Origin of the sequence: Streptomyces sp. NPDC088387 (genome assembly GCF_044753385.1) — a bacterium.
In the GTDB taxonomy this organism is placed as follows: Bacteria; Actinomycetota; Actinomycetes; order Streptomycetales; family Streptomycetaceae; genus Streptomyces.
This window is the reverse complement of the sequence record NZ_JBIVNC010000009.1, coordinates 408,183-424,013: the sequence shown is the minus strand read 5'-3', so window position 1 is coordinate 424,013 and position 15,831 is coordinate 408,183. Positions and strand designations below refer to the sequence as shown.

Annotated in this window: 2 protein-coding genes; one reads left to right on the top strand and one right to left on the bottom strand. The window is 71.4% G+C overall.

Going from position 1 to position 15,831, the window contains the following annotated elements:
* Positions 1-187: hypothetical protein (locus tag ACIQAC_RS25540; protein WP_402194450.1), on the bottom strand; the 187-nt coding region annotated here is incomplete at its 3' end.
* A 532-nt stretch (positions 188-719) separates the two neighbouring features.
* Here ACIQAC_RS25540 and ACIQAC_RS25535 point away from each other — a divergent pair.
* Positions 720-15,734 (top strand): hypothetical protein, encoded by a 15,015-nt coding sequence (locus tag ACIQAC_RS25535; RefSeq protein ID WP_402194448.1) that lies wholly within the window; start codon positions 720-722, stop codon positions 15,732-15,734.
* The last annotated feature ends 97 nt before the right edge of the window (positions 15,735-15,831 follow it).

The following is a 15,831-nucleotide window of genomic DNA, read 5'->3' as shown; positions in this document are numbered from 1 at the left end:
GAGGCCGGGTCAGCGGCGGACTCGAAACCTTCGGGTCATGGAACGGCAGCGTCATCAAAGGCCTGATGACCGACGTCCAGAAATTCTCCACGAACTTCCTCGGCACCCCGCCCTCGCCCATACCGACGTCCACCACGTCGACATCCTCGACACCGTCGACCACGGACACGACGTCTACGAACGGCACGTCGAATCACTCACCGGTCACGTCCGGCCCCCTCAACCACGCCGACGCATTCCTGACCAGCCCCAACCCACCCATCAACATCGTCCCGTTGACGCCGACACACATCAACACGCGAGTCAGTTCTTCCGTCGACGTCGACACCAACTTTGACGTCGACGTCAGTGTCAACGTTGATGCTCACGTTGACGTCAACGCCGATACCGACACGACCCTGACGACGCCTCACGCTACATCAGGCGACCAACAGGTGAACAGAAATGGGGGAGTTGGGCGTCCGGACGTCATCAACTCTGCCCGTTCGGACACACCTGACGGCTTCGGACCCATTGGCAGTCCGGTCCGGTTCACGGGAGACCCCCGGACCGTACCCCTCCTCACTACGGACGCACCCACCCCGTCGCACCTCCAGAACGTCGGCCCGACCGCGGGGAAGGGCAAGGGAGGTGAGGTCTGGTACACGCTGACACCCCTGAGCCCCGACACACACGACATCGCACCGGCCCTGAGCTACCAGGCCACCTCGAACGGAGTGGTGCGCCTCCCCGAGGGGCTGGAGCTGAGCCCGGAGGACTGGGCCGGCTTCGGCAGCGACTTCATCCACCTCCCCACCGGCTCGATGTTGTACGGCGACTCCGGCTGGATCGGCACGATCGACAACTGGGACACCGAACGGACCCGGCTCGACCTCGACAGCCTCACCAGGTACTCCGCATACGCCGGACCCACCGGCCTGCACTTCGTCCCCGAAGTGGACCCGCTCACACAGCCCACCGCACAGTCCACCGCTCAGCCCCTCGCACACCCCCCGGCGGCGCAGACCCCCGGCCGCGCCCCCGGCACGGCCGTCCACATCCCCTTGCAGTCCTCGTTGAACCCGACGGGCCGGCCCGGTGACAGTGTCCAGCGGCAGCGCGACCTGGCCACGGAGGTCCGTCAGGAAGTGAAGAGGCTGACCGAGGGCCGGAGCGGATCTCCGGGTGCGCCCGAGGGCAGGCCACGGACGGTCGACGCCCAGAAGGTGGCACGCTGGGACACCCAGCTGCCGGTCACCAACTACGAACCCCTGCACCGCCGTGGAGCGGCCATCGCGGAGTCGATCCTGACGGGGAGCCCGACCGAGACGCTCGGCGGCGCCAAGAAGAAGCACCGCGTCGCGAAGGAGCAGCCGGACGCCGGGCAGCGCGGCGACGGACAGCGCGGCGACGGACAGCCGCAGACCGCCGGGGAGACCTCCCGGCAGGGCCGGACCCGGGTGCCGGCGGTCCAGGCCACGGTCAGCGACGCCACCCGGCTGGAGATACAGCGAGCCGTCCAGGACGTGGGGCGGGATCTCACCCCGGGAAACCGGGCGAGCGCCCGGGGAGTGACCCTCGCGTTCCTGGAGAGGCAACCCCTTCCGCAGGGCCGGCCGGTCAGGGATCTCGCCGCCGCGGTCGCCGCGACCTTCCGGGGCGGGTTCCCCGACACGGCCCGGGAACAGTCGCTGAACCATCCCGGCCTGTTCTACTCCGTCCTCAACAGGGTCGGGGTGCCCGGCATGCTGCTCTCCACGCCACGCCTCATGCCGGTGCTCGCCGAGTCACCCGAGGTGCTGAAGGTCCTGTTGAGCGTGCCCGACACCTGGTTTCCCCGCAACGGCACCGCTCTCGCACACGCGTTGCTGCACGGAGACGTCACCCGCACGCTGGAAGCGGACACCAGCCTGCTGAACTTCACCCTCAGGAATCCGCACATTCTGATCAACGGCCACACCAGACTGGACGTCCTTCGACGGGCCTCCATGTTCGGGGAAACCCTGCACGCCCTGCTGCTCAGCAGGGTGTTCACGTCCGAGCTGCTGGCCACGGCCGATCCGCTGCGCCTGGTGGCCGACCTGGCCCTGGACTCCGGCCTCGCGGCGGCTCTACAGAACATGGTGGTGCACCGCGCCCCGCGGACGGCCACGGAGCTGGTCCGCGAGGTACTCGGGGATCGGCAGCTCCGGGGTCTGCTGAGTCGCCATCCGGCGCAGCAGAACGTGGCGTTGTCGTCGCCGGAGGTGCTTCGAGCCGTCCAGGCCCGTCCGGAGGTGCTGTCCGTTCTGGACCGCTCCCCCGAGCTGACGGATGTTCTGGAGGACCTTCCCGGTCTCGCGCACAGTTTGCTGACCGACGAGGAACGGCTCCTCGCCGCCGTGGAGAACACCAACGTCGCCCGTACGCTGTCGTACGCCCCGGAGAGCTACGACGGTCTGTCAGGCCCCGAACTGACCGCGAAGCTGCGACGCGACGAGGCACCCCCGCCCTTCACGCCACCAGCCCTCCAGCCACCGCCGCAACTCGCGGGGGACGGCACTGACGCGGGTGACAAGCGCCTGTTGATCAACCACTTGCGGGCTCACAGCGGGCCGGTCGCCGCCCTGTTCGCCCGACGGCACGAGCACCCGGCCGACCAGCAGGCCATTCTCTCCCTGTTCCAGCGCCCGGACGTGCTCAAGCGCATGGCGCACTCGCCCCATGTGATCGACATGCCGCACAAACTGCGCCGGGTGCTCGCCCGGCCGTTGACCGCACAGCTGCGGCTGCCCGTGGACGACGAAGTGTCGCTCACGGTGATGGTGTCCGCCGCACGGCATCGGACAGTGGCCGACCTCTACGCGGAACCGGACTCGATTGTCCTCAGTGCCGGCACCAGCCGGATCCTCGAGGACTCGCGGGAACACAGGACGGCTCTCTACGAACTCCCGCTCGTCGGCTCCATCGCGTTGCAGGACCTGCGCCCCCTGGTCGGTCTCTCTCTCGAAGAGCTGCGCCAGAACCCACTGCTGGGCGGCGGTCTGGTCAAGAGGGGGATGCTGCTCGACCTGGCCAAGCACGAGCCCGGTTCGTTCGATGTCCTCGCGAACGGGGACTCCGCGCTGCTACGACTGCTGCACGGCCATCCCGAGATCCTCTACGGCATGACGACCGACACGTGGTCCACGCTCGTCCGGCAGGTCCGCGCCGCCCCGGACGTGCTGGGCCCACTGACGTCCGCCTTCGGCGAGCTGACCTCGGCCCAGTGGAAGCGGTTCCTCATCAACGGGGAACTGCTGACGCTGCTCCAGGAGCGGCAGACCGAGCCCGCGGCCCAGGTGCTGACCGCTGTCCCCGGGCTACTGCGGGAAGCCGTGGCCCGCCCTGCCCAGGCCGTCTGGGACGCCCTGTCCGGGCCGGCCCTCACCGCCCTGGACTCCCCGGACCGGCGTGCCGCCTCCTCCCTGACGCCCGCCGCCGTCCGGGGGCTGTCGCACGCGATCACCTCCGCCGCGGACTCCCTCCTCACCCCCGAGGGCTTCGAACTGCGCAGCGACCTCGCCCCGGCACGGGCCAGGCTGCTGCAAGGTCTCCAGCGCGGGGAAACAGCCGACCAGCTCCGAAGCCGGTGGGACGTCGACGGCACGGACCTCACCCCGGACCTGCTGAACGCGTACCGGTTCGTCGCCGGGAACGACGAGATACGTCGGCAGGCGATCCTCCATCACTACCTCGCCGAGGGCCTCTTCTTCGATCCGCACCTGCGTGACCTGCTGGCCGGTCGGCCCTCCGCCCTCGACCTGCTGCTTCAGCCGGACGCGCTCGGCATCCTGCGACAGGACCCGCGTATCGCGCTTCTGCTGACCCACCTCGATCCCGTCTTCACCCTCTTCGCCGCGGAGCCGTGGGCACGCTCGAACTTCCACATATCCATATATCCAAGAACATTCATCAACAACCCGGCATACGCCACCGCGCTGCGCATCGGGGACTACAGCACGCGGCTGGGCGAGCGCAGTATCAAGCACATCGAGGACCTGCTTCAGGGGAGTCCCGCCGTGGCGCGGGCCTTCGGCGCCCGTGTCATCTCCTTCGGCATGCTGCTCGAGTCGCACGCACTGGTACACGAGTTGCTCGCGGCTGACGAGAACGTGCGGTCGGCCCTGGTGGCCACACGGGAACGGATGGAGGCCGCCGCGTCCGTCCCCCACCTGGTGCGGCTCATGATGGCGCTGGACGAGAGCGATCACGAACTGCCCCATCGCGTCATGCGGCCCGACCTGCTGCCGGTCGTGCGGGCCGCCCCCGAGTTCGTCACCGTCCTGGCCCGGACGCCAGAGGGTTCGCGAACGGGACTGACCAGGGAGTCCGTACGGCAGCTCATCGTGCGCAACCCGGAGCTCGTCCCGAGACTGCTCGAGAACGACGGGCTGCGCACCGCCCTGGCCGAGCGGCCCGCGCTCGCGAACCTGATGCTGACGGATCCCGTGGTGCGTCGGCAGCTGCTCGACCGCCCGGAACTGGCCGAGGCCGTCCGGGCCAACCGGGCCCTCATCTCGTATGCCGGGCAGGGGAACCCGATCTGGGACGTGGTCAGCACGCACCCCGTGCTCGCCCGGGGACTGAACTCCAGGATCCGCGGCATCCTGGAACAGAACCCCTGGCTGGCGGACCAGCTCAAGAACCTGTCCGACCCGCCGGCGCCCGATTCCGTCGCGTCGCTGTACCGGGCGTTCCGGAGCCCGGGTGTACTCGGCCTCCTGTCGTCCCACGCCGGCTTCTCCTCCGCCTTCCTGCGGCGGCCGTCGTGGCAGGAACGGGCCGCCGGCGACGCGGAGTTCGCCGGAGCGGCGCGCCGGCTGTTCACGGCGGATCCCGACCTCGCGGCCGGGCTGATCGCCGACTCCGAACCCCGGCAGTTGCTGGACGCCGTGGACCGGGACATCGCCGCCAGGGCCGCCGCCTCGGAGCGTCCCGCACCGAAGCGGGCAACACGCAGGACCCGAGGGGTACGCGCGTTGGCGGACCCGTCGGCGTCCTCCCGCTCCGAGCCCCGAACGGAAGCCCGAACGGAAGTCCGCGCCGAAACCCGGGCCGGGGAGCGGACCGCCCCCGGTGGACCGCCGCCCTCGGTGCCGGCCGGCCTCTCCCCCGACCTCGTCGACCTCCTTGTCGGCCCGCACGGCCCCGCGGTGCTGGCCCGGATGTCCGAGAGCCCGGAACTGCTGCCGCTGCTCAAGGCCGACCCGACCGTGGTCGACGAGATCGGCCAGAACCCCGACGGACTCAAGGGCTACACCTTCCGCGCGTACCTGGACGAGCACCTGCCCACCCCCACCCTCGACGACCACACCTGGCTGACCGAGGAGGCCGCCTTCAACCGGCGCTTCGCCCTCTATCTGGACGCCATCGCCATCAGTTACACAACACGGGACCGGGACCTCATCAGCGACGGGGCGCGGCACACCTGGCGGGCCGTGGCCGACCAGCACCTGGTCGAACTGTCGGCGCAGGAAGCGCACCGCACGGCCAACCTGGCCCGCTTCCGCAGCAACGACAGGGGCACCTGGGAGTACAGCGGCCGTATTCACTTCGCCGAGACCGTCAGCGAACAGAGCTTCACCGCCGCCCATATGAAGGTGATCGGGGCAGTCAGCAGGGGCCAGAGCGTGGAGGAGACGAAACCCCTGATCAACCGCGCGCTCCACGCCCATCTGAACGGTGGCAGTGGTGGTGTCGCCTTCTTCTACACCCTCGCCGACGACGGCAGGGTCGATCTCGTGGTGCACGCGATGAGCACGGACCGCCGTGGCAACGACTACCGCTGGAACATCAGCAACAGGTCCATGGCCGGCCCCCCGCCGGTGGACCTGGTGACGCACAATCCGCGGCTCGAGGAGTCCAGGGACGTCGTCGACGAGGCCGAGGGACGCGTGCCGCCGCGCCCGGACACCGTGCCCAGGCCCGGCAGTTTCCCCGCACCCGACCGCTCGGAAGCCGCCGTCGTCAACGAGGCCCGGGAAGTGGCCGCCGAGATCAGGAGTATGCGCAATCCCGTCGTCCGCCGGTTCGAGCCCGACAGCGCGATGTTCCACCGCCTCGACCGGCTCGCCGCGGACGCCCGGGTCTCCCGGCTGCTCGGCACACCTCTCGATCCCGGCGCCACACCCGGTCCCGCCACCTTCCCCCGCGGGGACCGCACCGACACCCGGCACTTCACCCCGGACACACTGCACCGGGCCGCGGAACGGGCCGCACGGGCAGCGGCGGAGGAAGGCGGCATCGACAGGGCCGACCCGGCAGACCGATCGACCTGGCTGATCAACTGCGTCATCCTGCTCCGGCATCTGACGGCGGAGCTGTACGCGGACAACTCGCAGGCGGCGCCTGCCCGGTTCGGGCCCGTCGGCGTCCGCGCCGCGGTCACCATGGACGACCTCGGCGTACGCTCCCCCAGCGCCGAGCGGCTGCTCGCCCCCGGTCCCGGCTGGGCCCCGGTCACGTCGTGGCAGACGCTGACCGAGACCCTGCACAGGGCGGGCCCGGGTACCACCGCGCTCATCCTGACCCAGCGCGCCAGTACCGACCCCGATCTCCCCGGCCACGCCTACGCCGCCCACCAGACGACCGAAGGGCTGCGCTGGATCGAGATGCGGACGCCCGAGGGCCCGCTCATCACCAAGAAGCCGCAGCCCGCCATTCCGCACCTTCTCGACGCCCGTGCCTTCCCCGGCGCCGACCCGCTGAACACCCGCCCGCTCCACACCCGTGCCGTCATCGTCGACCACACCGGCCAGGTCGTCCGCGACGCCCTGCCGGACGCCGGTACCCCCCGGCTCACGGACACCCTCGTGGACCCGCCCGTGAACCACGAGTCGGCGGCCACGGGCTTCGAGGCCGAACTGCGGCTGCCGCTCAGCAATCTGCCGAACGGCGCCTCGTACGGCGACGTCATCGCGCGCCACAAGGACAAGCTGGAGATCACCCTCGACAAGAGCACCTTCTTCCGGGCCAAGGGCAAGCTGTACGAGAGTGAGCACACGGCCAGGAGCAGGAGCAGGCACTACACCACCGAGTCCAGACTGATTCCGGAAGTGGTCCTACCGCCCTTGGCCGCGCTGCCCAAGGACGACGGACGACTGGACGCGAGCCGCGGCCTGGAGCTGTACAGGGAAACCCGGCACCTTCTGTCGGAAGTCAACCGCCGCTCCGGGTCCATGAGGCTGACCGACCTCCTCCGGGAGCAGGACGACTGGACCGTGGATCCGAGGTTCAAGGACGCGGAGGTCGATCCCGCTCCCATCGACAACAGGGACGCCGCCTACGTCCAGTTCACCACCGGCGTCCCCGTTGCCGGGCTCACACACATCCTGGAACTGGCCCTCGCCCGCTTCTCCCCCGACGGTGAACCCGAGGTGTTCGCCGCCGGTCGTGCCTTCGCCGACACCGTCGCCGCGGAGTACGCCACCCAGCTCGTCGGCGCCACGGTCCAGGCCGCGCATCTCCCCTTCCTGCTCGAACTCCCCGGACTGTCCGAACTCCGCGGCTACCTGTGGCTGGCCCACTCCCATGTCATCGCCATCCCCATGACGTTCAACTTCGATTTCGGGCTGATCAAGCACCTCCTTCCGGCAGCGTCCCGCACATCCTTCGCCGACATGCGCGGCACCCTCAGCCCTCGGGTCCAGGCCTTCCTGCGGAACAACCGGAAGTCGATCACCAGGACATTCGAGCGGAGCCTGGAGGACGTCGCGCACGCATACGCGGTCAAGGAGGGCCACCCGCGCCCCGAGCCCGTGAAGGACCTCATGAGACTGGTCAACGAGGACCACGTCAGCGCGCGCAGGTACCTCAAGACAGTGCTGGGCGACCACCTGGAGGGAGAGGCCGTCAACCAGTGGGACGCGGTCGGCATGGACGACTACCCCCTCGATGTGAACGAGGGCCGGTACACCCCTGGTCTCGCCCTGATCGAAGTGCGCTACTTCGACGTGGACCACAGCCTGCGCCATCGCCAGGGCGACGCGATCATGACCGACGCGGCCGTGGAAGCCTCGTTCGACGAGATCAACGAAGTCGCGGTCCAGGGCTACGAATGGGCGCAGCGACTCACCGAGGTGCCGACATCCCTGACCCCCGAGTCCGCACGCAAGATCGTGGCGAACCGGCTGGCCGACCACCTCGCGTCGATCCTCAACCGCACCGACACCCTGACGGTCAAGGTCCACCACCGCCATCTGCCCGTCCTGCCCCTGGCGGACCGCGGCACGCTGATCGACCTCGTGCGGGCGTACGCCACGGACGGCCGCCTGGCGTCGGCGCAGGTCCGGCCGCTCCTCGTCGCCCTCTACGACGGTCTGGACGCGGCCGTCGAGAGGGGCCGGAGCGCCCGGAGGGACGGGGACAGGGTCGACCTCGACACCGTGCGCAGGGCACGCAACGTCGTGGACGACGCCCTCGTGCTCGTCGACGAGATCACCGACCGGCAGACCAGGGCGGACCGGCAGCGCTCCCGCCCCGGCGCCGGCGTGGAGGAGATCACCGAGGGCGTACAGAACCTGACTTCGGCTCCCCCCGGCCCCCGCGACCGCCGTGACCCCCAGCTCCAGCCCCGGCGCCCCACCACGGGGAATCTGTCGGCGCTCACCCGGTACCCCGTGGTGCACCACGAGGCGGTGGCCGGGCGGGAGCGGCAGATCGCGGAGGCCCGGTCACGGTTGGCGAAGATGCGTCAGGACCACGCCGACCTGTGGCGGGCGCACGCCGCGAGGATCACGGGCTCCGTCCACCAGGCTCCCTCGCCGCACCCGACCTCGCCGCAGGAGCGGGCGTACCAGCAGGTGTTCTCGAAGATCATCGACCTGGTCGCGGGCCGAGGCTCCCAGGTCTACAACGAACACCTGGACAGGGCACGGGAACTGGGACGGGTCCGGTCCGACAAGGCGTTCCGCGGCGAGGCCATGGACATCGCCGTGTCCCGTGCGAAGGACCTGTCCAACCGGCTGGCCGACGAGTTCGGTACGAAGGTCACCGACCCGGCCTTCGTGCCGGCCGGCGCCCGGCCCGCCCCGAGCCACGCGGGCGGCGAGGCCGGTCCGTCCCGGCTCGACCACGTACCGCCGGAGGAGGCACCGCCGTACGGGGCGCGGCCGTTCGCCCTGCCGCCCGTCATGGAGGACGACCTCCCCCCGGAAGCCCCCGCGCCCGCTCCCGCCCCCGCGCCTGGCCCCTCCTGGGTCGGCCAGGATCTCGACGAGCGGCGGCCCCCGCGGCTCGACCGGGACCTGCCGCCGCCGGAACGGCCCGCGCGGGCCGTGGAGTTCACCGACGGACGCACCCTGCCGGTGTACATGGGCGGTGTGGGGCGGCTGCTCAAGGAGCTGCCGCACCGGGTGCGGGAGAGTTCGTACTCCTTCGGGCAGTCCGAGCGGGCGCTGCGTGGTGCGGGGCTCGTGGTGGAGGAGCTGGGCCGGCGGCTCGACGTGTCCGCGGGTGTACGTCCCGTTCCGTCGTCGCGGGGTTTCCCGGGCAGGACCGGTCTCCTGGACGACGTACGGAACCGGCTGGAGCGGACTCCGCAGAACTTCTTCGGCGACGGCCAGCAGTTCGGCTACCGGACCGGCAACGGCAGGTCGCGGATCCTCACCGTCACGGCCCGCCCGTACGAGGACTGGACGAGGTTCGCGTTCGGCTATGCCAACCCGGTGAAGGTCGACACCATGGTGCGGGACACCCGCAGCACCGGGGTCAACTCCGTGTTCAGCTCGGCCACGGCGATCCAGCCGACCGTGCCGATCGGTCCGCCCGCCGACCCGCTCACCGGCTGGGGCCGCGTCTCCGCCCTGTTCGTGAAGAGCAAGCGGGTGCTGTACACCATGCAGAACCACGTGGCGGTCCAGAACGAGACCCGCACCACGGACGACTCCCACCCCCATCTCACCGACGTCTGGCTCCGGTTCACGGTCACCGACCGGGCCGGCCTGCCCGTCGACCACAACGGCGACGCGATCCGCGGCGCCAACACCCGTGCCGAGCCGCTGGACTTCGGATTCGCGGTACGCAACGGGCTGTACGTACGACTCGCCGAGAGCCTGACCACCCGGCAGCCGGACGCCACGCGGGCGGGCCTGCCCGACACCATCACGTTCGGTCCGGAGCAGGGCTACCGGACCATGAACACCGAGGGGTACGGCCCGCTGGCCGACGTCCGCGCCTGGGCGATCGAGCAGTTGGGCGCCAAACCCAACCGCATCGCGGTGTCCCAGCTCAACGACTTCTTCTCCAGCGAGGGCTTCCAGCGGATGAGCGGGACGCTCGCGGCGGGCCCGGTCACCACGGCGCCGCTCTTCCGGGACGACGCCGGACGCCGGCCGCTCGGTGTGTTCTCGGTGCGGGTGACGTCCGGCGAGGCCGTGCTGCTCGACGCCACCAGGGCGGCCGAGGTGCGGAACATCGTGCAGACCGTCGTGCGCAACGAGCGGACCGTCACCAAGAGCAGCGGTTTCGAGGTGTCGGGGTCCGGCGGTCCCGGCTTCCACTTCTTCGACCTGGTCAACAGCCAGGTCAACCTCCGTCTGCTGATCGGCGGGAGCGCCCGCTACACCGCCTCCCGCAGCCGTACGTCCGCCACCGGCGGGGCCGGTTCGGTGCGGTCCGCCTCCCAGATCAAGGGCGACACCACCGGCCTGTACCTGGTCCGGAAGATCGTGACCGTCACCGCGCCGCCCGACACCAGGGCGCCACAGCCCGGTCCCCGGCCGCCCGGGCAGCAGAGCGGGAAGCTGGTGAAGAACTCGCCCCGGCAGTGGAGCGAGCCGCCGCGCACCCGGGAGTTCGAGACATGGAGCCTGGAGCGGCTGCCGCTCGCCGAGGCGCGGCGGCTGGCGGGGCTGGACTCGGGGGCCGCGGTGCTGAGTCCGCCGCCGGCCGTGCCGCCGTACCTGTCCGAGGACCGGCCGCCGACGCTCGGCATGAGCCGGGTGGAGGAGTTCGGCTTCGACGACGGGCGGTACGCCCGCACGGGCGCCGACGGCCGTGTCCGCACCCTCCCCGAGCACTTCGCCGACCAGGTCCTGCGGGCGGTCGCCGACGCGTATCCGGACCTGGTCGCGCCCCTCGGCGAGCTGAACCCCGCCAACCCCCGCTGGCGCGGCACCGACCACTTCCAGCTAGCGCTCAGCAACACCCTGGAGGTGCTCAACAGCCTCTCCGCCCAGAACATGGCGGGGAACCTGGAGACCATGACGACCACGGGTCTGCGGATCCCCCTGATCGGCTCGGGGCGCGCCACCCGGGAACGCCGGTACGTGTGGGTGGACGCGGAGCTGACCGAGCGGCGCTACGAGGGCACACGCGCCGATCTGCGGCTGCGGTACAGCGCGCCGGGCACCGAGACCCTCACCGGCCGGCAGGGCGGGTCCCGCGGTGTGTACGCGGGCGTCGAGGGCCTGGTCTCGGTGCGCGACACGGCCATCGACGGCATCGGTGCCCCGCAGCACGCGGGCACGGTGTCCATGGGCGGCAACGTCGGCATACGGCACGAGTCGGAGAGCGGGTACGGCGCCACCGTCACCCACGAGGCCATGTCGATCGGCACGAAGGGCGCGCACCTGTACAGCTACCGGCTCACGCTGACGGCGAGGCGCGGTGGCTTCTGGCGGTTCCGCGGTCTGCTGCGCGCGGCCCTGTTCGGGGTGCTCGGCACCCAGCCGTTCGTCAGGTCGGAGCCGCGGTCCACCCTGATCGGCCCCGGCGCCCCCGCCACGGGCGGGCCCGTCGTGGGCCGGGTGCTGCTGAGCGTGCCCGTGGAGCACACTCCCTCCGACGCCGCCGGGGACCCCGCGCGGGTCTCCGTCGACGTCCGGTCGATGGCCCAGGAGGCGGCCCTGGATCTCGCGCGCCCGAAGCACGCGCTGGCCGCCGGCACCGAGCGCCGCCCCGCGCAGCCCTACGAGAGCCACCCGCACCTGACGCTCAACGTGGTCGCCCACCCCGCGCTGGCCCAGGCGGCGGAGGACGTACTGGCGAGCGCGTCGGACGGCTCGTGGCAGCTGACCCTGCACGGGGCGCCCCCGCACGACGCGGCGCTGCGGCTGTTCCAGAGCCAGTACCTGGCCGCCAACTTCGACCAGAGTTCGTCGCCCACCGGGTCGCGGGCGTTCGGGCTGTGGGCGAAACGGCCGTTCATCAACCGGTCGTCGCACTTCGTGCACCGCACCCGGATCACACCGGGAAGCCTGACCGCCGTCACGCGCGGCACCACGGTGAACGCCGAGACCACCCTCGGCGGCATCACCACGGTCGGCGGCCGCAGCGCCCGGACGGTCACCGTGTTCACCGGCTTCCAGGCCGTGTACACGGACTCCCACAACACCAACCCGGGTCTGACCGGCGGGTACGGCGTGGTCGCGAGCCCCTACCGGCGGGACTGGACCGACGGCCGGGTGGTCACCCGGACCGTGGTCGCGGAGATCAACCGCAAGGACATGGGCCGTCAGGTCCTGGTGAGCGGCGAGGTGCAGCACGAACTCGTCGCCGCCTCCGTCACCGCCGGCCAGGACGTGCTCGCGGGGCCCAGTGACATCTCCGGTGTCGCGGGACGGCGGGCGACGGTCGGCAACGGCTGGTGGGCCCATGTCCCGGAGAAGAGCGCGTACCGGCTGAACCTGCTGGAGGACTCGTACGGCGACGTGCCCCTCTACACGGACCGGGGCTGGTCGCCGCAACTCTGGCTGGCCGGCACCCCGTTCGGCGGCTTCCCGGTCAACTCCCTGGACAGTACGGCCGTACTGCGCGACTTCTACGCGAAGCTCGTGCCGCTCGGGCTGTCGCGGACCGACTGGGACACCGTGCAGCGGCTGGTGTCGGGCCGGGTCGTGCGGGCCCTCGGCAAGGAGCAGGCCGGCGCGGGTTTCTCGGTCCCCGTGCGGATCAGCGGCCGGCTGCCGCTCACCCACCGGCTGGTCCAGGTGCGGGCCGAGCTGATCCCCGTCCAGGTGCCGCGCGATCCGGCCGACGCGGGGCGGACGGGCTTCGGGGGGCTCGGGCACAGTGTGGAGCTGGAGGAGCACCGCCAGGCCGTGGAGACGTTCCAGACCCAGAGCAACCGGATCTCCAGCGCCACCGTCGGTACGACCATCGCCATGGGCATCCACACGACCAACGACACGGCCAGGTCCGTCGGACCCACGGTGACGGAGGCGGGCCTGACCCAGCGCAACACCGCGCAGACCCACTCGGAGGGCCGGGTCAGGATCGCCACCGCCACGACCACCCAGGCCCATGGTGAGTACGTCACCGCGTACCGGCTGCGGCTCACCGCCGAGATCGTCGGAGACGTGGCCCGCGACATCCGCGAACAGCCCGCCGGGCAGCCCGCCGGGTGGCCGCGGGCGACGGCGAAGCAGTCGCTGACCAGGATCGTCTCCGAGGACGAGGTGGGTGAGCTGATCGAGCACCACCCGCTCAGCCTGATGCGTCCGGATCCGGTGCGGGGTGCGGGCACCGGGGCGGACGCCGGCGCGGACCACCGGCTCGATCCGCCGGAGCTGGACCCGCCGGGCGAGCCGCGCCCGGTCCCGGTCCCGGCCGTGGGGACGGGCGGATGGCACGCCGTGTGGCACCCGGGCGAGCGCACCACCAAGCCGTTCGAGATGCCCGAGGACGGGTTCAAGGTCCGCCAGATCAACGGCCTGGACCGCCTCCACAAGGCCAACACCCTTGCCATGGCGGCGGCTTACGACGTCACGTTCCCGCGGCTCGACGAAGCGGCCGGAGACGCGGCCGGGCACGCCAGGCTGCTGGACCTGGCCAAGGACACCCGGCTGACCCGACCCGGCAGCGGCCCGGCGCAGAACATGGAGGACGGCACCGGCAACGCCGCCCTGACCGCGTTCTACGACCGCACCCTGACCGCGGACGGCTACCGGGTGCCCGGCCTGGAGACCCCCGGCCACCTCCGGGGCGCGAAGGGCGACCTCGTCCTGTACTCCCGGCCGGACCTCGCCCGGGCCCAACTGCTCACCGTCGCGGACGCGATGAAGCACGAGGCACCCCGGCGTGATGTGCACGGCGGCGGTATGTCCGTCACCCACCTCGGTGCCACCCAGGTGTCCGTGGGCTTCGGACCGGTGATCGCCTCCCCGGGCACCGGGGCCAACCAGACGGGCGCGTACGGACCCGGTGACTTCTCCGCCGACTCCGACACCCTGGGCGCCGGCGGCGACCGGCTGGCCTCGGTGAACGTCAAGCCCAACACCAGCCGTACGTTCCTGTTCGCCGTCCCCACCATCTGGCTGACCGTCGCCGAGGTGCGGCGCCCCTTCGAGGCGGCGCGCGGCACGTTCGGCAACGCGCGGCGCGGACCACAGGCGTTGGAGACCCGGACCACCGTGCTGGCCTGGGTCCGTGAGGACATCGCCCGCAAGCTGGGCCTGATCGACGACACCCGGTTTCCGGCGGCGGTGGACCGGGCGTGGCAGGCGGTCACCAGGGCGGACCAGGAGTGGACGGCGGCCGACAGGGCGTACTGGGACCTGCGCCGCGGCCGGGGCCACCAGCACGACACGGAGGTGCGGCGGGCCGGACAGGTGCTGCGGGACCGCGCCGACGCCGACGCCGTGACGGCGGCCTCCGACCTCCAGGCCGTGAACCGTGCGGAGCGTGAACGCAGGGCGTTCGCCGAGGAGTTGGGTGCGGCCCGGGAGCGCGCCGAACATCTCGCCGCCGAGCTCGCCCGGGTACGGGAGGGCGCCGACCGGCTCACCCGCTGGCACCAGCTGAACGCCACGGAGGAGGGCCGCCGCCGGCTCGACGGGCTCCCGGCGCCGGACGAGGTGACCTTCACTCCGCCGCCGCCCGCACCCGGCCGGGTGGCCGCGGGCAAGAAGCCGGCCGCTCGGCCACTCCCGGTCCCCCCGCCCGCCCAAGTGCCCAGCAGGGCGGCGGAGGTGGAGCGGATGCTGTCAGGAGAACACACCCTGAAGACCGTCCCGAAGGTTGGCCCGAAGGGGAGCCGGAAGACTGCCCCGACGGACATTCCGGAGGAGAATCCTGCGGACGTCCCGCAGGACACACCCGTCACCCCGCCCACCCCCGTGGCACGCCCCGCCCACAGCGGTCCGCCGTGGTTGCCCGGCCGCGCGCCGGAGCCCGGCAGGCCGCGCTTCGACGCCGCGACCGACCACCGCACCCTGACCGCCCTCGGCCCCGACGGCCTTGGCCAACTCTTCGACCTGCGGGTTCAGCACGGTGACGGCAACAACTTCTACGCGGCCGTGCAGGACGCGAGAGGACGCGCCGCCACCCCGTCGGCGGTGTCCGACCTGTCCCGGGTGGTGGCCTTCGGCGCGCTGCCCGCCGAGGTCACCCTGGATCCCAACGCCCGTTTCCGACCCAAGGAGTTGGCCAGGGCACTGGAGTCGCACTTCCGGCGCGACCCCACCCTGGCGGCCCTGATCGAGGAGGGCGGCGGACGCCTCCCCGACGCACTGCACCAGGGGCTCACCGAGCAGGAGCGCCGCAAGCTGGTGCGGGTCAACCTGCGTTCCGCACGGCGGTGGGACACCACAACCGCCGCGCTGGCGGCGGCCCTCACCGCGACCGCCCTGGGCATCGACCTCACCGTCGTCGAGGAGGACGGATCCCACACCCACTACTCAGGTGCGCGCCCGCACACAAGTGGTCCGCGGCCCGGGGTGACCGTGTACCACCGGGGGGACGACTATCTCTCGGCCCGCCCGCGTGAGAGCGTGGCGCCGAACACCTCCCGCTGACCGCACAAGACCTCACATCAAGGACTGACTCGGGGAGTCAACCCGTATCCTGCACAACAACCCACCCGACGAGCAGCACTCTCAAGTTGAGGAGGAC